Source organism: Magnetococcales bacterium, assembly GCA_015231755.1.
Taxonomy (GTDB): Bacteria; Pseudomonadota; Magnetococcia; order Magnetococcales; family Magnetaquicoccaceae; genus Magnetaquiglobus.
Genome location: JADGAZ010000006.1, coordinates 51626 through 71680, shown reverse-complemented (window position 1 = coordinate 71680; position 20055 = coordinate 51626). Strand labels below are relative to the sequence as shown.

Genomic DNA, 20055 nt, shown 5'->3' with positions numbered 1-20055 from the left:
CGTGAATGCGATCAAACGGGTGAAGAATGCCACGAACCGGGTCCAGGATCAAGGCACCCTGGAATTTTTTCCAAAATCCGCGAGAAGCTCCCGTGCCATGGCCACGCGATGCAGGCGCACGGCCTCGTCGCAATGATGGGAGCGGATGGACTCACCCTGTTTGTCTTCCAGGGCCGGATTGTTGAAGGTGGGATGGTCAGCGTCGATGCGGTAGGATTCAATCAGGCTTTTCAAGCCCCGGATCAACTCCGACTCGGTGAAGCAGCGATAGGTACGCACAAACTCGGTCACAAATCCCATCTTGTCCGTGGTGATGGCGCTGCCCTGGGCCATGACCCGCAATACCCGGGAGAGCAACTCCCCGCTGCTGGGAGTTTGCCACACAAGACGACGGGCCAGACTCATGACCCAATCCCGGTCCGCGCCCACCAACCGGGAATCGATCCATTCATAAGCTTCCGCCGAGACCGGCTGATCCAGCCCCAACAGACGGACATAACGGGCCACAACCACCTCGGGCACCGGACAAAAACCACTCCGTTGTCCCGAAGTCACCGGAAAACAGGGGGTCTCCCGGGCCAGGGTGGCGATCAGAAGATCGACCTCTTCGCCTGTGAGTCCAGCACGGGGCAGCACGGGTTCACAGGCGGCGCGTTCCGCCTGTCCGGGGGTAAACAAGGGGGACAGGAGGAGTTCCTGCTCGAACTCCTCCAGTTTCAAGACCCCTCCAGACGCCTGACCGGGCGACGAATCCTCAGGATTCAGCGGCAGATCGATCCGGGTCGGGAGGGTCCGCGATCGTTTCAGTTGATCGCGGACGGTTGTGATCAGGTCAGAGGTCATGTCAGAAAATCTTGTCTTCATTCCACTCCACATCGCAGCACAGAACATAGGCATGACTGCCCTTGCGGAGCGACACCGAAAGGGTGGTGCAAATGTTCAGACTGGTATTGGAGCGATAAGGGGGCGAAATTTGCACCACCCCCGGATTTTGAATGGCGCTGTAGAAACTGGTACGCCGGGTCCAGGTGGCGCCATAGGAGTCCCACAACGGCTTGTGACGGGGATCGACCCGTTTGAGTTTTTCTTCGGGAAAGACGTTCTGGCTGACCTGGAGACCTTTGTGGTCCAACAGGTAAACCCGCTCCACACCATTCATTTTCACCAGACGGATCGCGGCCTCTTCCAAAGGAACATCATCGGCCACAGCCCAGGCGCACTCCATGAACTCGTTGGTGTATTGCCCCATCTCCAGATTGTGGTGATGGACCTCCTTGAACACCTCCCGTTCACAATGGGAGGCCAGATTGCGGAAGGCGCCATCCCAGTCCACGGCACTGCGCCGGGTGGCGCGACTTTCCATATTGCCGAAATAACGTCCCTGGACAAAATCGGCCTCCAGGCGCATCACCAGGAAGGCCTCCTGTTCGGTTTCGATCTTTTCCATCAACACCAGTCCACCCGAGGCGTGAATCAGGGAGACCAGTTTGAACAACATGCGTTTGGCTCGACCACTTCTCAAGGCGTTGTCGATGAGGGAGCGATCCAGCTTGACGATATCCGGCGACAACCGCCACAAACGATCCAGATTGGCCGATTCGGCGCGGAAATCATCAAACAGCACCAGACATCCCAACTCTTTGAGCTGGGCCATGGTGCGGGTCAGGACGGTTTCAAAATTGCCCGCATGCTCCCGCAGAGCGATCACCAGTTGGTGAGGCGGGAATCCGGTATGTTCCAGCACCTCGGCCAGAAATTTCACGTCCGGATCCTTCACGCCCAGCATGACCCGGGGGTGAAGATTGGTGATCAGCCAGCGATCCTCGATCTCGGAGGCCATGAAGTTCTTGAAGTGCAACAACATACGCATACGATCCATCTGGATCACATCTTCCGGATCGGAGATGGACGAAAAGATGGATGAAGCCGAACGGGTCATGCCATCAGGCTCGATGGCGCGGCAAAACGCCTCGAAACCCACACCACGCTGATGGGTGGTGCTGTAGACCCGTTGAAAAAAGGTCCCCACCCGCCAGGAGTGGAAATCCGCCTGAAACACGCCATCGCGCTGGAAGATCTGTCGTTCCAGCATATCCAAATTGGTGGACTTCAAACCTCCGGGGGAGTTACCTTCCGGGGTACTGATGACCCGATCCTCCATCGCTTTTGCTCCTTCCCCATGATCCGTCTGATATTGAAATGGCCTCATGAGGCCTTTTGGACAGGATCATACATGATCCCTGATCGATTATCCATTCTGTTCGAGTTCTTCCATCCAGTCTTCGTTCTGGATCCGGGCCAACTCCTGCAACAGACGCCAGTTCATCAACCGATCCTGCTGGGAGCGTTTGAGAACCTCGCTGGGCTGGCCATTGGCATCAAACTGTTTCTGGAAGCGCCCCTCACCCCTGGCAAAGGCGATGAAATCCACCGGTTTTTCCTCGCCATTGGCATCTTTCTTAATGTGCCAGTCCCGGCGCATCGAAGGATTGCCCTGCAAGGAGAGCCGGGAAGCCAGGGTCGGACCCGCATCCGGATCGTAAATGAACACCGGAAAGGCCCGGGATTCCACGGCCATCAACGCCCGGGTATTGGAAAGGTCATCGGCCACCTGATGTTCCGGCTGACAGGTGGTGTACACATTGATCAAGGCCGGGCCATCAAACTCCAAAGCCTGCTCGATGGACTTGTAGAAATGATTGATCATCGGTCCCACGGTCTGGGCCACGAACACGCGGGGATGCATCAAGGCGATGTTGGCGATCTCCTTGCGCCGTTCCCACTTGCCTTGCACATGGGAACCATGCACCGACATCTTGGCATCCTGACCGATGAAGGTGGCCGTGGAGGTCTGACCGCCGGTGTTGGAATAGACCTGGGTATCCAGGACCAGGACCTTGATGTTCATGCCCGAGGTAAGCATACGGGACAGAGACTGGAAGCCGATGTCCAGCATGGAACCATCGCCGCCCACCACCCAGAGCTGATGATCCTGTTTGCCCATCTGATCCCAGTGGCTGCGGATGCCCATGGCCACGGTGGGACCGTTTTCAAACAGGGAGTTGACCCACGGCGCCCGGAACGGATTGTACGGATAGGTGGAACCATACACCGTATTGCAGCCGGTATTGGCCACGATGCCATACTTGTTACCCACCTTGGCATGGGTCATGGCCAGGAACTGACGCAGCACCGAGGTTTCGCCGCATCCCATGCAGGATCCGGCGCCACCCACATACTGATTGGCCCCGTCCCGAAGCATGATATCCACTTTGAGCTTCGGATTGATGTACAGCTCCGGGGTATCGGGAGCTTTTTTGTAAAACTCCCAGATGGTGAAGTAGGACGGCAGATTGACCGGCGTTTTCTTGATCATTTTCAAGGCGTTGTGACTGCCACACGCCGTGACGCACTCGCCGCATCCCTTGCACTTGGTGGGATCGACGAAAATGCCGAACCAGGCTCCTCCGGGGGTGTCGGAACCTTTGCTCTTTTTCTTGTCGTAAGTTTTCCAGAATTTGGTGGTCTGGACAAGCTGTTCCCGCAAGAGCAGCTTGTCGTTCTCCTCACCAAAGGCTTCCAGGGTCTTTTCCACCGTATCCGGGGGCAACACCTTGCCCCAGATGGCGGAGTCGGGACAGTTCTGGACGCACTCCATGCAGGCGACACAATGGCTGGCATCGTATTCGGGCAGATCGGGCGCAATGTAGGAAAAGTCCCGATACGAACCCGTACCGGCAGGAACCAGTGAACAGGCCACGAATTTGTCGGCCGGCTGCCCGGATCCGGCGCCTGAATTGTAGGCGCTCATGATCTCCCTGGCGCGATCGGCGTCGTACCATTGGGGAGTGGCTGAGGAATAGATTAACGCTCGCTGAGTCATGACGATCCTCCATGGGGCGCGGCCACAAGCCGCACCCGGCAAGTCCCTAAATGAAGAACGCGTTGACGTCCTTGCCTTTTGCGTCCCACTCCTCCTTGCCCAAAGCGAGCAGGTCGGCGGGTGTGGTTTCCATGATCTCGGGCGTCACCTCCATAACCCGATGATACCCTTTCTTGACTGCGGCCAGGTTGTCCTCGACCACCTTGGAGCCACGTTTGCCGAAATATTTGGTCAAGGGTTTGGCCACCTTGACAAACAAATCCTCTTCGGTCATTCCGGCATTTTCGCGGAACGGCGTGACTCGCAAAAACACACCCAGCAACACCACACCCTGGAAACGCTGCACCAGGGAAGAGTCGTTCTTGCAGGACTCCCGGGCGATCTGGATGGTGTCCACGCCATAGAAACGAATCCGATTGGACTTCATGAAATACTTGGCGTAAGGGGGCAAGGATTCCCACAAAGCCTGGGCGGAGGTTTCGTCGGTGTGCTGGAAGACGATCCCCCCTTGTTGCAATCCCACCAGCGGATTGCCCATGTACCAAGTGGTGGGATCCATCAAGGGCACGAACTCCACCTGTTTGAGTTCGCAGTGGGTCAGAATCTTGCCTTCCGGGATCACCGTCAGATAGGTATTGGTGGGCAGACCTTTCTTTTCCGAGCCATACTTGGGCGCGGCCTGCACCCGGAATCCGAAAATGTCCCCCAACATGGTGGCGATGATCTTGTTGGTGGTCACCGAGCCGTAACCGCCCACCGAGTGGGCGCGCACCGAGAACGATCCGGCGGGGCGCACATCCGGTTCCTCTTCCGAGGGCAGAGCGCTTTCGTGATCGATTCCCAGGGTGAAGAACCGCTTGCCCGCCACCGGACCGGCGATCATATTCTTGACCACAGCCAGCATATGGCCCGGCGTCACATCCCGGGAGCCGAGTCCGGCCGCACCGGAAAAGACCACCGGAACCCGATCGATCTTGGTGAAGCCCGGCAGACCCATGGCCGCCTTGGCCAACGAGGCCTCCACATCCGTGGTGAGGGGATTGTCCACCATGGTGGGAATGTCGCACCGTTCGAGTACCGCCACCGCTTTGCAGTTGCCGAGCGCCTTGGCGACCTGAACCGCGGGAAACGGACGGAAACTGGTGAGAATCACCACGCCCATTTTGACCCCCAACCGCTCCCGGACCACCTGGATACTGGAGATGGCGGTTTCGGCGGTGGTACCCATGGCGATGATGGCATATTCGGCATCATCCATCATCACAGGCTGGGCCATGTAATAACGCCGTCCGGTCAGACGGTAATACTCATCCATGGCGGATTCGATGAGGCCGGGCAGCTTGTCATAGAAATGACGCTGGGCGACCTTGCCTTGCATGTAGGCATCCTGATTCTGCACCACACCGATCTGCATCGGGTGGGCCGGATCAAAGATCGCACGGATCCTGTCTCTGGGATTGCCCAGATACTCACGAATCAGTTCATCTTCGGGAAATTGAAGATTTTCGATGGTGTGGGTACCCAGAAAACCATCCTGGACATTCATCATCGGGGTCAACGCATCCTCGGAGGCGCGACGGGCGATCAGACACAGATCCGCCGCCGCCTGCACACTGTGGGCAAACAGAATGCCCCAGCCGCAATCCGCCACACCCATGACATCGTCATGACCGGCGTGGACGTTCAGGGCCTGAGAGGTCAAAGCCCGCGCACCGATGTTGAGCACCTGGGGCAACCGTTTGCCGGAGATGGTATACAACACCTCCTTCATCAGGATCAGACCCTGGCCGGAGGTGAAGTTAGTGACCCGGCCACCCGCCAGGGCGAAGCCCTCGCAGGCAGAGGCGGACGAGTGTTCGGACTCCAGTTCCATCCAGGCCAGCGGCGTACCCCAGACATTTTTCCAGCCATTGGCCACTGCAACCTGATACAGCATGCCCATGTTCGTGGACGATGTGATCGGGTAGGCTGCGGCTCCATCGGTGGCCCGAGTCTCCACATAAGAGACCGCATCGGATCCATCTCCGGTACCGGGCTTTCCCGGATAGGGAAATGTCGCCTTTGATTGGGCTGCTTGCTCGCTCATTGAAATCGCCCTCCAGGGGTTAAGGTTCCATTCGTGCCGGATCGATCCGGGGCAGACTGATAATCATCTTGAGAAATAGACGATATCCTTCCTGGCATATCCCGTTTCTCAATCGATCCGAATTCAGCTCTGTTCCCTCGTGTCACGCGGTACGGGGATCGATTATATTGCACCGCAAAAAAAATTTCAAGTCCTTCTGAAGGATTCCCGACTAATCCCGCCGAAAATCCCTGCGACCCACCATGGCCTGATACAAAGTGGACTCGTCCAGGTACTCCAACTCCCCGCCCATGGGCAATCCGTGGGCCAGGCGGGTCACCCGTGAGACCAAGGGTTCCGCCAGTTGCGCCACGAAGTGGGCGGTAGCTTCACCTTCCACCGTGGGATTGGTGGCCACGATCAACTCCACGAATCCGCCTTCCGACAACCGGTTCTCCAGAGAGGCCAAATGGAGCGCATCCGGACCCACGCCATCCAGGGGACTCAAACGCCCCCCCAGAACATGATACACCCCCTTGAACAGACCGGCCTTTTCCATGGCCAACAGATCGGAGGGTTCTTCGACCACGCAGATCCGGGTTGGATCCCGGGCCGGATCCGAACAAATCCAGCACAGTGGCGCCTCGGACAGATTGTGACAGCGGTCACAGGAACGAATCCGCTCTCCGATCCCTTCCAGGGCGTCGAGGAGTTCCCGGATCGCATCCGGCCCCCGACGCAACAGATGATACACCATGCGTCGCGCGCTCTTGGGACCCACCCCGGGAAAACGGGACAACACCACCACAGCCCGTTCCAACGACGGCAATCCCTTCACTGCGCACTCCTGGATGCTTAAGGAATTCAGAATGGGAGATTCAATCCGGGGATCTTGAGCCCACCGGTGATCTGGGCCATGCTGTCACGGGTGGCCTCCTGGACTTTCCGCTGGGCGTCGTTGAAGGCGGCGGCCACCAGATCTTCCAGCATTTCGATCTCTTCCCCGCTGACCACCGAAGGATCGATCCGCACCCGCAACACTTCCTGCTTGCCGTTGATCACCACCTGCACCATGCCTCCACCGGCGTGCCCGGTGAGAACCAGCGCCGCCAACTCTTCCTGCATCTTGGCCATCCGGCCTTGCATGGCCTGTGCCTGTTTCATGATGTCGCCGATATTTTTCACAACCACTCCTCCTGACTCGCCAAATGTGTTGGACCACTCATGAACCCAAAGGTTCCACGGCGATCATTCTGGCGGAAAAAGTTTTTATCAATCGTTGCACATCCGGCCGCGCACTCATCTCCTGCTCCAGTCTGAGCCGGAACTCCCGTTCTTTCCGTTCCGCCCGTTCCTGAAGGGTTTCGGGCCGGGGAGCACCGGATGGGGACTCGACCACAACCCGTATATCGCCCTGGCCCAACTCCCGCAACACCCCTTCCATCAACTCCCGCATCCGCTCCGGGGTGCCGAAACAGGCATCCACCATGCGCAGACGCAAACAACTCCCTCCGCCATCGGCGGGAACACCAAAAAAAAGACAGGCCAACTGGCCCCACATCTTGCGCGCCACCTCCGGGGAACGCTCGGTGGCGGAGGATAACAGGCGTTCCCAGGAAGTCAATGTCTCGACATCCTCCACCACAAGCTCGGGGGGAAGCCCTTGAGTCTTCTCAGGCTCTCCGGTGCCGACCTCCCCGCCACCCGACCGGGTGGTGATGACGATGGCTCCGGGTTGGGTGGTCGCAACCGCCTCCGTCACCAAGGCCACCGATGGCGGTTCCAGCGGAAGGGTTGACACGGACGGTCCCGCCGTTCCCAGGGCAACCGCCCCCCCTGGTCCCGGGGAACCCCTCCGGGTATTCCCGGGGATACCCAACGCGGGAGGAGCACCGGAACCCGGCCCCAGATTGGCGATCAATTGCTCCAGATCGGGAATCGGCTTCAAATAGGCGGCCCGCAACAAGACCATTTCCAGAGCCTGGGCGGGTTGATCCGCCACCTTGATCTCCCCTTCCCCCTTCAGGAAGGTCTGATAGACCATCTGCAACTGTTCCAGAGTCGGTCCGGTGGTCGGGACAGGATTGGCCGTCACCCGCGCCCGCGCCCGCCGATGCACCAGATCCAGCAGATCCCGCATCAAGGCGACCGGTTCCACCCCTCCGGCGTGAAACCGGTCGGCGGCACTCAACACGTCGGGTCCACGCCCGGTCAGCACATGCTCCACCAGACTCTCCACCGCCTCCAGATCGGTCAATCCCAGCAGGGTCTGCACCGCCTCCAGACGCACTTCGCCGTTGCCGTGGGCAATGACCTGATCCAACAACGACAACCCATCCCGCACCGATCCATCCGCAGCCCGGACCACCGCCTCCAACGCGGCGGCATCCCAGGGGATCCCCTCTTTTTGCATGATGCTTTCCAGATGCCCGATCAACTGGGCCGCCGTGACCCGTTTCAAGTCATGACGCTGACAGCGACTCAAAATGGTGGCGGGAATCTTGCGCGGTTCGGTGGTGGCAAAAATGAACTTGACGTGGGAGGGTGGCTCTTCCAGAGTCTTCAACAAGGCGTTGAAGGACTGGGTGGACAACATGTGAATTTCGTCGAGAATGAAAACTTTGTAGGGCGAAGAGGAGGGCGCATACGGAGCGAGTTCCAACAATTCCCGCATCTGCTCCACCTTGGTGCGCGAAGCGGCGTCGATCTCCATGACATCCGGATGAGAACCGGCGATCACCTCTTGACAAGAGGCGCAGGTACCACAGGGTTCGGGGGTCTGGGCGTCGCGACAGTTGAGCCGCATGGCCAGAATCCGGGCCAAGGTGGTCTTGCCCACCCCCCGGGTGCCGGAAAAAAGAAACGCATGGGGCACTCTTCCGCTGGAGATGGCGTTTCTTAAGGCCCGCACCACATGTTGCTGACCGACCAGGGCATCAAAATTCCTCGGCCGCCAACGACGGGCCAGAACAACATAAGAGGACATGAGGAGTACCCGAAAATTAAGGGCGGCTCCGGTCAGGTGGTATACGGCACACAAAAGGTCCCGCTGCCGCTGCTACCTTCCGGTCCTGACGGGGTTCACGGGTTTTTGTTGCGCATGACCTGACCATCAACGCCGCCCACTGATCCAAAAGCAAGGAAGGGTGAACTTCCAAAGGACAGACAATGGGGTGGGATAATGGCGGAGAGAGAGGGATTCGAACCCTCGGTACTGATTAGAGTACACACGCTTTCCAGGCGTGCACCTTCAACCGCTCGGTCATCTCTCCGCGAATCCAAAACGCCACCGCGGATGGCTTTTCCGAAGAGCGGCGACTCAATCAAGCGCCTCATCGTCGGAATCAGGGGATTTAAACAGACTTTCCGGAAGAATTCAAGTCCGCACGTCTCTCCGAGAAAAAAAATTGCAACAACGCCACCGAAGAGGCCCCATATTCCGCATCCTGAGCCAAAAACGGATCCACCACCTCCGCAAAACCACCCTCCCGACGCGCCGCGAAGCGGATTTGGTCCACTCTGGCCAGGGAGGCGGCCTCGCGGCACATGGGACACGGTTCCAAAGACACGGCCATCCGGGTTGCGGTGAGTCGATAATTGTCGAGGCATCGGGCCACCTGCCGCATCACCCGCATTTCGGCATGTCCCACCGGATCGGCGTTGCTCACGCAAAGATTGCCGCACACCCCGAGGATTCGACCCAGCGCATCGGTCAACACCGCCCCCACCGGCACCTCATCCCGGGCACCCGCCTCGGCGGCGCCAACCAGAGCCAACAAGGCCGCCGCCCCCTCGGCAGACAGCCAGTCACTCATCGTTTCTCGGGCGGGGCCTCGACGGCGACCCCCAGAAAGGTCAAATCAAAGCGAGGATGATCCCAGGCGGTCTGGGCCGAATCCCGGGCGAAGAGCCACCCTTCATAGAAGGATTTCTGATCCGAGTTTTTCAACTCCACCCACACCGCCGGATTGACATGTCCCTCGGGACCATGCACCGCCTCCCCTTCCCGGATCACCAGATCCGGCGCGTAGGCCCGAGGCAGGATCCAACCTCCCCAGGGGGTGGCGTGCAGTTCACCCACGGCGATCACCAGTTGATCGATGCGCATGGTACGTTTGTCCATCAACCGGAAACGCATGGGCAGACCGGTGGTGGCACGGGCCATGGCCTCGTCGGGACGAGCACGCAACTGGTGGACATGGGGAGCCAAAGGCAATCGGGGGGTTTTGTTGGTGTCCTTGGTGTCCACGGAGATGAATCGGGCCTTGGTCAATGGTTCGGGCATGTTCTTGACATATCCCACCACCCCACCAATCGCCACCATCACCAGAAGCCACGGCCAGATTCGGAATGTCTGTTTGGTTTTGTTCATCGCCCTGTTTCCCGGATGGTTCGATCAGACCGGAGGATGAAGCGCGTCGTTGTTGAGAAGCAGTCGGTATACCCGTTCGCCCGAAACAATGTGGCGATCCAGGATTTCATCCACGTCCTCCGGGGTACGATAATGATACCAGACACCCTCCGGATAGATCACCATCACCGGCCCCAGTTCACAGCGGTCCAGACAGCCGGACTGGTTGATGCGCACGCTGCCAACATTCGGCAGCGACTTGACACGCCCTTTCAGATAGGCATGCAACGCCACCGACCCTCTGCGGGAACAATCCCCTCGGGGATGGCCGGGATCCCGGGAATTGACACAACAGAAAACATGAAGATCATAGAAAGCCGTTTCAGGGGGTGTCGAATCCATTCCCTTCTCCATTGCCCAGAACAATCACCAAAAAAAGGCGTTGAGCAGCCTTGGGCTGTACGCGTTCATTCGGACAGGTTACCTTGAGAGGATCTTGATCGACAAGGGATGAAACCGGCAGGCACAACGAACGGCAGGAACAAATGGCGGAGAGAGAGGGATTCGAACCCTCGATACCCTTTCGAGTATAACACCTTAGCAGGGTGCCGCCTTCAGCCGGCTCGGCCATCTCTCCTTGGGGGTCGATCAACAGTTTGGCCCAAAACGCCCCCCATTGTCAACCTTCCTTAGAAAAAACTCTCTCGCAAAAAATAACGATTCCACCCCTTGACCCCCTTCCTCAAACCGTGTATAAATGGCCCTGTTACACAGCAAGGGCCTATAGCTCAGATGGTTAGAGCGCACGCCTGATAAGCGTGAGGTCAGTGGTTCAACTCCACTTAGGCCCACCATTTTTTAAAAAATTAAGATTCTCATCATCAAGGCCGCCCTTCGGGGCGGCTTTTTTGTTCAAAAAAGTCCAGTCTTTTCAACACGCAACAAGACCACCCCCACCCCAAACCCCATCCGCCCCGAGCGAATCCCCCTTGCTTGGCTATTTGGCGCGCAGGCCGTTTGATTTCACTGGACACTGAAGCGGATTTTCACGAAAATCAAAGACAAGATAGAGATTCCAGCGGTCGCGAAGGTCCAATGACTGATATGATTCATCCCCACGACCGATTCCTGAAGGCTTTGCTTTCCAATCCGGATACGGCGGGAACGTTGCTGCGGGAACGGTTGCCAAAAGCAGTGGTGGAGGTGCTGTCCCCCGATCCACCGGAGTTGATGGATGGTTCATTCGTCGATGAGGAACTGCGCGCCCACCTGACGGACCGACTCTACCGGGTCAAGACGATCACCGGTCGGGCCGCTTTGTTGTACGTGCTGATTGAGCACAAGAGCGCTCCCGACGCGCGTATCGGGTGGCAATTGCTGAAATACCTGATCGAGGCATTGAAGCAATGGGAACGCGAAAATCCAGAGTGGAAACATCTTCCGGCCATCATCCCCTTTGTATTCTATCATGGCTCGGCCATCTGGCGGATCCCGGATGAATTTCTGGCCCTGGTGGACGCTGAAACGGGTTGGCGTCCGTATCTGCTGAATTTCCGGTTCACGGTGCTAGATCTGGGCCGGATTGACGATCGGCAACTATCCCGTCAACCCAGCCTGCGGGCGTGGCTGTTGGCGGCGAAATACGCGACCCGCGATGGCCAACAAATTGAGGTGAAAGAGTTGCTGGTCGAAGCACTGGTCGGAATTCCGGATGAGGACTTTCGATTCCTCATGCGTTACGTGGTGGAGACCTACCGCAGTTACGACGAACCGATGGTACGTGAGATCATTCGCAGAGTACGTCCCGAGGAGGAAGAAAAAATGATGTCCATGTTCGCACAGGATATGATTGCCAAGGGTGAACGGAGAGGGAGACAAATCGGACGACAGGAAGGACGACAGGAAGAAGCGGCTTCCATGCTGCTCAAACAGATGCGTCGCAAATTTGGCCAAATACCAGACTGGGTGGCCGCAAAGGTGAACTCGGCGGACCTGGAACGAATCGAAGCATGGAGCGACAACTTCGTGTTCGCCAACTCTGTGGATGAGGTATTCATATCGTGACGGGGGATGTCACCGGACTGGGAAGGTCGCCCCCGTCACATGAGGATCCCTGGGTGGTCACATCCAGAATCGGCTGAACCTTGGTTGGAAGCCATTCAGGCTCAAGTCGGCAATCCGGGGACCAACTGCGCCAGTACAGCTGCAAGCCAGGCATCCTTCATGCTTTGCAACATGGGGCTTGGGTGGGCGAACAGACAGGGTTCCCGGTCCACAGGAGCACCCACCAGGATCCGATCCTTGAGTTTTCCCAAACACTGTTGCGCCAACCCTTTCAACCCTGGATGCCGCCCCCAGCCGACAATCACCGGCACGGATGTGGAAGATGCCAGTATTCGTTCCCGTTCGCCTTGTCTCGCTTCGCAGAACAAGGAGTGAACCTCTCCGCCGGCAACATGACGCAATGTCTCCACCATGCCCAGAAACACCGGACTTTTGGGTTCTCGCAAATCGGACAGATTCACGATGCGTGCGTGACGGTACCCCCTGGCCACCATGATTCTCATGATTTGATATTGGGTATTGTCCGGTCTGGTCGGCACGAGACGAATCTTTGAAATAGCCGCAGGCGTGGAAACCGAGGAGATCGGGGTATCGACTGGAAGCGGATGCGATGACCCGGGATTCATCATCACCACATGGAGATCTGGAGAATGGCTGTCCCAAACATTGGGGTCGGATCCTGGGAGGGTCCTTCGATCCACCAACTCCAACACCGAACGACAAGGATATTCGGTCCCACCCAGACGGATACGGTAGAATCGGCCATAGACGCTGAAAATTTTGGATAACTCCTTGGCGTACAAGGCGTCAGAACGAACCATGGGCGGCATTGTTGGTCTCATATTGTTGGTGAACGTTGCAAGCCCGGATGGCAGACACCGTTCTCAAAGGGAATCCCCAGAATCTACCGCTTCTTGCCGGCATTGACAATCGCATCCAATGCGCTCTGACACCTCTCCCGCTCAGAAATCAAAACGATCCACTGTGCCCTAAGGTGGAAAGATTCGTTCGTTGCGCGGGGTTGGTTTCTGGTATCATCCTGGTATCAAAAAACGCGACCTCACCCACGACTTCCTGGCATGGAATTCTTTTTTCTGGATCAGGGAGATTGCATGCGCGGGGGGCACCCGAGGCCATAACCCGTTTCGACGGTTGCGACCATTCATACGCCGGGACGAATCAATAATGGTGACGATACGCTGTGGGGATACGCTGTTGCGCCTTGCGCTGATCCAAGGGGCATCGGTCCGCGAATTGCTGGATACCACACACTTGCGGGTACGTGCTTCCTGCGGGGGCAATGGCAGTTGCGGCGCCTGTTGCATTCTCCTGATCCACGGAGCATGCAATCCACCGACCCGCTCGGAGTGGGAAAAACTCACCCCGGCGCAAAGAGCGGAAGGCTACCGCCTAGCTTGCCAACTGCGCCCCGCAGGCCCCTGCGAACTCCAATTGATCCAACCGGCAGCGCCATCTCCCTGGAAAAGCATTCCGCCACCAGAACTGCATCACCCCCCGAACACCCCACCCACCCCCTCCCCATATCCATTGGGCGTGGCGGTGGACTTGGGAACCACCCACTTGCGTATCACCTTGTGGGACCGCACCGCCAAACGTCGAATCGCCAGCCGCTGGGGAATCAATCCCCAGGAGATCCACGGGGCCGACATCCTCAACCGTTTGACCGAAGCCAACCGCACCCCGCAACGGGCCGCAGAACTGGCCCAATTGCCGCGCGAAGCCATCCTCCACGCCGTCCGCGATATGCTCGCCCGCGATCTGGGGGAGGTCACACCCATGCTGAAGAAAATCGGTCAGGTGATGATCGTGGGCAATACCGCCATGCTCACTTTGCTGGCGGGCACCAACACCACCCCACTCCTGGATCCAAACGCCGAACATCTGCCCATCCACTGCCAACCCGATGACCCCGCCGCTTGGCAACGGCATTGGGAATGGCCCAACGCCCAAATCACCCTGCTGCCGCCAGTCTCCCCGTTCATCGGCTCCGACCTGTTGGCGGGCGTGGTGGCCAGTCAACTGCCCAAAGGCCCTCCCGGATCCCTGCTGCTGGACCTGGGCACCAACATCGAATTGGCCCTGTGGGATGGCCAGACCCTGTATATCACCTCCACACCCGGTGGCCCGGCCTTTGAAGTCTCCGGAGTCCGCCATGGCATGAACGCCGAAACAGGGGCCATCCATCGGATCACCCGCCAACACGACACCCTGACCTGCCACGTCACCAACGGAGAAAGTCCCAAAGGTTTTTGCGGTTCCGGCCTGCTGGACGCCATCGCTGTGCTGCGCCAACAAGCCATCCTGAAACCCTCCGGACGCTTCGCCTCTCCCTGCAGTCCCAATGGATACCCCCTTCTGCCCGATTACCCCCACATCACCGTCACCCCCAAGGATGTGGATACCTTCCAGCGGGCCAAGGCGGCCTGCGCCGCTGCCATGTCGATCCTGCTCCAGCAAGCCCGGATGACCTGGAGTGACTTGAACCATCTCTGGATTTGCGGCGCCTTCGGCAACGGCATCAACGGGCTGCATGCCCAACAATTGGGCCTCATCCCTCCCTTGAACCCGGAAAAACTCCACAGTCTGCCGGGCGCTGCCCTGCAAGGATGCGAAATGGCTTTGCTCTCCCCAAACGGGGCGCAACTCTTTCAACAGTGGCTCCCGGTGATACACCCGGTGAACCTTTCGACAAGTACGCGATTTGAAGAGGAATTCATTCAACATTTGCACTTGCGGGCCATCGGTGATATCATGCCAATCAACAATTAAAATTATGATTTTTATTCAAAAAGACCCCATCTGAAAACCACCAATGATCACAAAGATCATCCAGGCTTATAGCGAGGCGGTGTTCGACACCGACCGTCAGGCCGCCTTTCAGGTAGTGAACGGTGCCCTGGCCAACGGAATCACTCCGGAAGAGGTGGTATTCCAGGTGGTGATTCCAGCGGTCGAAGAGATGATGTCCCGCATCACCCATGATCCGGATGCCAATCTGGCGCAACACTTCATGACCGCCCAGATCGCCGCCGAGGTCACCGAAAAAATGCTGGAACAGTTTCAACATCCCCCCCAGGTAATCGGTCGGGTGGTGATGGGTACGGCGCGGGGGGATCTGCACTCCCTGGGCAAACGGATCGTGATGGGATGCCTGAAGGCGCTGATGGTGGAAGTCAAGGATCTGGGGGTGAACGTGCCGGCAGAACGGTTCATCCAGGAAGCGTTGGCATTCGACGCCCAGGTGATCGCCATCTCGGCCATGATGGTCCATACCGCCACAAGCGACGAAGGACCACGCAAGGTACGGCGTCTGCTGCAGGAACACAACCTGGAAGCGCGTATCCGCCTGGTGGTGGGCGGCGCGCCATACCGCTTCGACGACACGCTCTGCCAAAGCGTGGGCGCCGATGGTTGGGCACCGGACGGAGTGAGCGCGGGCAAGGTCATCACCGATCTCATTCAGGAGGTGCGACGCCCATGACCCCCAAAGAGATACTCAGCGCCACCCTCCTGGGGCAACCCACACCCCGAATTCCGATTTTTTGCAATCTGCTGGATCAGGGTGCCAGAGAACTGGGACTCCCCCTCAAAGAATACTACGCCAGCGGCGAAAACGTGGCCGCTGGCCAGTTGCGCATGCGCGAACGCTACGGATACGACAACCTCTGGAGCCTTTTTTATGTCGGCAAGGAGGCCGAACTGTTCGGCTGCCAGGAGATTCTCTTCGCCGAGGACGGCCCGCCCAATGTGGCGGATTTTGTCATCCAATCCCCGGACGACATCGATCGCCTGACGGTGCCCGACGACATCACCCATCACCCGGCTTGGCAGGAGACCGCCCGCTGTCTGAGAATCCTGCGCCAGGAGTCAGCGGGACGATATCCCATCTGCGCCTATCTGACCGCCTCCACCACCCTGCCGGCCCTGCTGATGGGCATGGAACGCTGGATGGAACTGCTGCTCTCGGGCCCCGAGGCGCTGCGTGATCGGCTGTTGGCCAAGTGTTCGGAACTCCTTCAAAAGCAGGCAGCGGCCTATCGGGAGGCGGGGGCAGATGTTCTGGTCTACTCCACCCCCTTCGGTTCCCCCTCCTTTGTGGGCATGAAACGCTTTGAAAGTTTCTCCCTGCCCTGGATGCGCCGCGACCTGGAGGCGGGCGGAACCGGGGGAATCGTCTATTACTGCGGCATGGCTCCTTTCAACCGGGTGATTCAACGGGTCATGGACGCCCTCAAAATCGGGGTCTATTACATCAGCCCCTTGGACCGTCTGGAAGAGGCCAAAACACTCATTGGGGATCGGGGCGTGACCTGTGGGGTGATCGACGACATCAAAATGATCACCTGGACCCCGGAACAGACCCGCGCCGAGGTGCAACGGCTCTGCCGGATCGGCATGCCAGGGGGCCATTTTCTGTTGGGTACCGGCGTGATGCCCCTGGCCATCCCCGAAGCCAACATACACGCCATGCTGAACGCCGCTTTTGAATGCGGTCACTATCCATGATCACCGCTCCGCCATGCCAACCCATGCGACTGGTGGGATGCGGGATTCTCCACAAAGAGGTGGACCACCTGATCCGCAAAAACGGCTGGCCCCTGGAAGCCCACTATCTGGACTCCACCCTGCACAACCATCTCGACCGCCTCTCCAGCCAATTGAATCAAGCCCTGGATCAAGAAACGCAACAACAACACGATACCATCGTCTTTTACGGCTGCTGCCATCCCCGCATGGAAAACTATCTGGACCACCACCACACCTTGCGCACCCAGGGCCAGAACTGCATCGTCATGCTGCTGGGCCATGAACGGTTCGTGGAGGAACTGGAAGAGGGCAGCTATTTTCTGCTGGAGGATTGGGCATTGTGCTGGCGTCCCATGCTCGCTTCGGTTTTTGGCACCAATCGCTCTGTGGTCCAGGAAATTTTCCACGCCAGCCACAAACGTATCGTGGCCGTGCAAACCTCCTGTTCCGGAGATTTCCGTCACGAGGCGCAAGCCGCTGCCGACTATCTCGCTTTGCCCCTGCGCTGGATGCATGTCTCCCTGGATCATCTCGAAACGGTGCTGATGGAGGCCATCGCCCGCAAAGCCGCCGACCAGACGGAGCGCATGCCCCATGGATAACCCGGAACGGGAAATGCGACATCTGAACGCACGCCTGCATCGACTGGCCGAAGAAAAATCCAATCTGCAACTGATCATCCGCCTCATCGAACGGCTGAATACGGGACAGGATCTGGACGAGATGGTCCACCAAATGCTCACGTCGGTGGTGGAGACCATCGGTGGCACCGACATATCGATCCACTACTGGATTGGCGAAGAGTTGCATCTGGCCTCGTTTCTGGCCGACGATACCAAGGTTTCGACCATCACCGATCCCCTGGTCGCCCAGGTGGCGCAAAGTCGCACCTTCCTGGAGCAGTCCACCACTCCGGGTCATGTCAAGCTGCACGATGGGGTCATTCCCGGTCCCTGGCACTGGGCCTTTCCGCTGCTGGTGGGGGAAGAACTGATCGGTGTGGTCAAGATCGAAAACCTGCAAATCAACAGCGCCTCCCTGCGACAACACCTGCCGATTTTTTTCGACCATCTGGCCCTGACCCTGGCCAATCGCATCCGCGACCACATCCGGCAACGGATCCAGGAGGCCTTGCGCTGCAAAACCGCGGAGCTGGACCGTTTTTTTCACCAATCCCTGGATCTGTTGTGCATCGCCGATCTCCAGGGGTATTTCCGCAAACTCAATCCCGCCTGGGAAGAGACCTTGGGATACTCCCTGATCGATCTGGAAGGCCAGTCTTTTCTGGATTTTGTCCACCCCGACGATCTGGCCGCCACCAAAGAGGCCCTCGATACCCTGTCGAGACAGCTCCCGGTAATTCATTTTGTCAACCGCTACCGACACAAAGACGGCGGGGAACGCTGGATCGAATGGCGCGCCCGTTCGGAAGGGGAGTTGATCTACGCCGCCGCCCGCGACATCACCCAACGTATGGAAATGGAATCCAACCTGCTGAGCAGAAAGCGTCAGTTTGATGAATTGACCAGCCGCATTCCGGTAGGGGTCTACACCTTTCGCATGTGCGCCGACGAATCCATGAGCTTTGATTATGTCAGCGACCGCTTTTGCCACATGCTCCAGCGTTCCCGTGAACAGATCATGCAGGATGCCAACGCCACCTTCGCCCCGGTCCATCCGGAGGATCTGCCTGAATTCATCGCAGCCAATCGGGAAGCGCGCCTCACCCTGAACCCGTTTCGCTGGGAGGGACGTTTTCTCATCCACAATCAGGTACGCTGGATGCTCATCGAGTCTTCGGGCCGCCGGGAAAACAACGGAGACAGCATCTGGGAAGGGGTCATCTCCGATGTGACCGAACGCCACCTCTTTGAAGAGAAATTACGCCAAGCCAAAGAGGCGGCAGAAGCGGGCAATCGGGCCAAGGGGGAGTTTCTGGCCGCCATGAGCCACGAAATCCGCACCCCCATGAACGTGGTTCTGGGCATGGCCGAACTGCTACTGGAAACCGACCTCAACCCACATCAACACCATTTCGCCCAAACCATGCACCGTTCTGGCAAGGCTCTGCTGGGGGTGATCAACGATGTCCTGGACTTCTCCCGCATCGAATCCGGACACTTCCAGTTGGCCCAGGAGCCTTTTTCACCGCGCCGGGTTCTGGAGGATACCGTGGACCTGATGCGCATGGCCGCCGAAGAGAAAGGGCTGACCATGACCGAATGGAGCGCGCCCCAAATCCCCGAATCGGTGCTGGGGGACGACAATCGGGTGCGTCAGATCCTGATCAATCTGTTGGGCAACGCCATCAAGTTCACCACCTCGGGTCAGATCGAGGTTCTGCTCACCCCCAGCCCGGATACGCCGGACAGCTTGCAGTTTTCGGTCCGGGACACAGGCATCGGCATCGCGCCGGAACAGTTGGGACAAATCTTCGAGCGGTTCATGCAGGCCGACACCGGTATCACACGCCGTTTTGGCGGCACAGGTCTGGGGTTGACCATCTCCCGGCGTCTGGTGGAAATGATGGGGGGAACCATCCGGGTGGAGAGCCAACTGGGTGCAGGCAGCACCTTTCATTTCACCCTGCCGGTGCGCACGGCGCAGGCAACCGTCTCCCCCGTGGTGGCCGATACCAACAGTCCCACGCCCAACGCCACGAGACTCAACATCCTGCTGGCCGAAGATGTGGAAGAAAACCGCATACTCTTTGAAGCCTATCTGCAAAACACCCCACACCGCCTGGTCATGGTGACAGACGGGGTGGAGGCGGTGGATCAGGTCCTCCAGGAGTGGTTCGATGTGGTGATCATGGATGTGCAGATGCCCCGCATGGACGGCTACACCGCCATACGGCAGATCCGAAAATGGGAACAAGAAAACGGCCATCCGCCACTGCCCATCGTCACCCTCTCCGCCCATGCCATGGAAGGAGAGGTGGAACGCTGCCACCAAGCCGGTGGAACCCTTTATCTCACCAAACCGATCGGTAAAAAAAAGCTGCTATCCACGCTCCAGGATATCCCCAAGCGTCCGCAACCCGACCCTCTCTCCTGCTGACAAGTCACCCCTTCGCGTGACCCGCGCATACCCTGAAGGTGGACACCAAAGCAGAAGAAAACAGATGGATCCTCACAACAGGAG

Annotated in this window: 17 protein-coding genes, 3 tRNA genes and 1 other RNA gene; 7 read left to right on the top strand and 14 right to left on the bottom strand. The window is 58.4% G+C overall.

Annotated features, from left to right (window positions below; translation table 11 throughout):
- Positions 1-48: 48 nt before the first annotated feature.
- From HQL98_05605 to HQL98_05545, 13 genes are all read right to left on the bottom strand, one after another.
- Entirely contained in the window at positions 49-843 is a 795-nt protein-coding gene (locus HQL98_05605; GenBank protein MBF0271538.1) for a hypothetical protein, read from the bottom strand.
- Position 844: 1 nt separating this feature from the next.
- Positions 845-2161, bottom strand: coding sequence for an EAL domain-containing protein (locus HQL98_05600; GenBank protein ID MBF0271537.1), 1317 nt, complete (start codon positions 2159-2161; stop codon positions 845-847).
- A gap of 87 nt (positions 2162-2248) precedes the next feature.
- Positions 2249-3883 (bottom strand): 4Fe-4S binding protein, encoded by a 1635-nt coding sequence (locus tag HQL98_05595; protein MBF0271536.1) that lies wholly within the window; start codon positions 3881-3883, stop codon positions 2249-2251.
- Positions 3884-3929: 46 nt separating this feature from the next.
- Positions 3930-5969 carry a 2-oxoacid:acceptor oxidoreductase family protein gene (locus tag HQL98_05590; protein MBF0271535.1) on the bottom strand — a complete coding sequence of 680 codons (2040 nt, stop codon included), beginning with the start codon at positions 5967-5969 and terminating at the stop codon, positions 3930-3932.
- A 211-nt stretch (positions 5970-6180) separates the two neighbouring features.
- Complete coding sequence (gene recR / locus HQL98_05585; GenBank protein ID MBF0271534.1) at positions 6181-6786, bottom strand: recombination protein RecR; 606 nt, start codon at positions 6784-6786, stop codon at positions 6181-6183.
- 26 nt (positions 6787-6812) lie between these two features.
- Entirely contained in the window at positions 6813-7133 is a 321-nt protein-coding gene (locus HQL98_05580) for a YbaB/EbfC family nucleoid-associated protein (protein ID MBF0271533.1), read from the bottom strand.
- Between the two features lie 37 nt (positions 7134-7170).
- Positions 7171-8934: a DNA polymerase III subunit gamma/tau gene (gene dnaX, locus HQL98_05575; GenBank protein ID MBF0271532.1), complete on the bottom strand. Its 1764-nt coding sequence runs from the start codon at positions 8932-8934 to the stop codon at positions 7171-7173.
- A 27-nt stretch (positions 8935-8961) separates the two neighbouring features.
- Positions 8962-9059: signal recognition particle sRNA small type (gene ffs / locus HQL98_05570), an RNA gene on the bottom strand.
- A 71-nt stretch (positions 9060-9130) separates the two neighbouring features.
- Positions 9131-9220 (bottom strand) — tRNA-Ser (locus HQL98_05565).
- 81 nt (positions 9221-9301) lie between these two features.
- On the bottom strand, positions 9302-9763 hold the full coding sequence (locus tag HQL98_05560) for a nucleoside deaminase (GenBank protein MBF0271531.1): 462 nt from the start codon (positions 9761-9763) through the stop codon (positions 9302-9304).
- Complete coding sequence (locus HQL98_05555) at positions 9760-10320, bottom strand: hypothetical protein (GenBank protein MBF0271530.1); 561 nt, start codon at positions 10318-10320, stop codon at positions 9760-9762. Before HQL98_05555 ends, HQL98_05560 begins: the two co-directional genes overlap by 4 nt.
- A gap of 24 nt (positions 10321-10344) precedes the next feature.
- The gene (locus tag HQL98_05550; protein MBF0271529.1) at positions 10345-10701 is read right to left on the bottom strand and encodes a (2Fe-2S) ferredoxin domain-containing protein; all 357 of its coding nucleotides are present in this window, start codon (positions 10699-10701) and stop codon (positions 10345-10347) included.
- A 144-nt stretch (positions 10702-10845) separates the two neighbouring features.
- Positions 10846-10936, bottom strand: a tRNA-Ser gene (locus tag HQL98_05545).
- Positions 10937-11076: 140 nt separating this feature from the next.
- Here HQL98_05545 and HQL98_05540 point away from each other — a divergent pair.
- Together HQL98_05540 and HQL98_05535 are read left to right on the top strand one after the other, a co-directional pair.
- A tRNA-Ile gene (locus HQL98_05540) sits at positions 11077-11153 on the top strand.
- 139 nt (positions 11154-11292) lie between these two features.
- Positions 11293-12363 carry an Rpn family recombination-promoting nuclease/putative transposase gene (locus HQL98_05535; GenBank protein ID MBF0271528.1) on the top strand — a complete coding sequence of 357 codons (1071 nt, stop codon included), beginning with the start codon at positions 11293-11295 and terminating at the stop codon, positions 12361-12363.
- Between the two features lie 101 nt (positions 12364-12464).
- Here HQL98_05535 and HQL98_05530 read toward each other — a convergent pair whose 3' ends face one another.
- Positions 12465-12902, bottom strand: a complete 438-nt coding sequence (locus tag HQL98_05530; GenBank protein ID MBF0271527.1) for a hypothetical protein — start codon at positions 12900-12902, stop codon at positions 12465-12467.
- Between the two features lie 646 nt (positions 12903-13548).
- Here HQL98_05530 and HQL98_05525 point away from each other — a divergent pair.
- Genes HQL98_05525 through HQL98_05505 form a run of 5 tightly spaced genes read left to right on the top strand, consistent with a single transcriptional unit; the run spans position 13549 to position 19971 of the window.
- Positions 13549-15153 carry a DUF4445 domain-containing protein gene (locus HQL98_05525; protein ID MBF0271526.1) on the top strand — a complete coding sequence of 535 codons (1605 nt, stop codon included), beginning with the start codon at positions 13549-13551 and terminating at the stop codon, positions 15151-15153.
- Between the two features lie 43 nt (positions 15154-15196).
- Positions 15197-15865 (top strand): cobalamin-dependent protein, encoded by a 669-nt coding sequence (locus HQL98_05520; GenBank protein MBF0271525.1) that lies wholly within the window; start codon positions 15197-15199, stop codon positions 15863-15865.
- Entirely contained in the window at positions 15862-16890 is a 1029-nt protein-coding gene (locus HQL98_05515) for a uroporphyrinogen decarboxylase family protein (protein MBF0271524.1), read from the top strand. The genes HQL98_05520 and HQL98_05515 overlap by 4 nt, the downstream gene beginning before the upstream one ends.
- The gene (locus HQL98_05510) at positions 16872-17513 is read left to right on the top strand and encodes a DUF1638 domain-containing protein (GenBank protein ID MBF0271523.1); all 642 of its coding nucleotides are present in this window, start codon (positions 16872-16874) and stop codon (positions 17511-17513) included. The genes HQL98_05515 and HQL98_05510 overlap by 19 nt, the downstream gene beginning before the upstream one ends.
- On the top strand, positions 17506-19971 hold the full coding sequence (locus tag HQL98_05505) for a PAS domain S-box protein (GenBank protein MBF0271522.1): 2466 nt from the start codon (positions 17506-17508) through the stop codon (positions 19969-19971). The genes HQL98_05510 and HQL98_05505 overlap by 8 nt, the downstream gene beginning before the upstream one ends.
- The last annotated feature ends 84 nt before the right edge of the window (positions 19972-20055 follow it).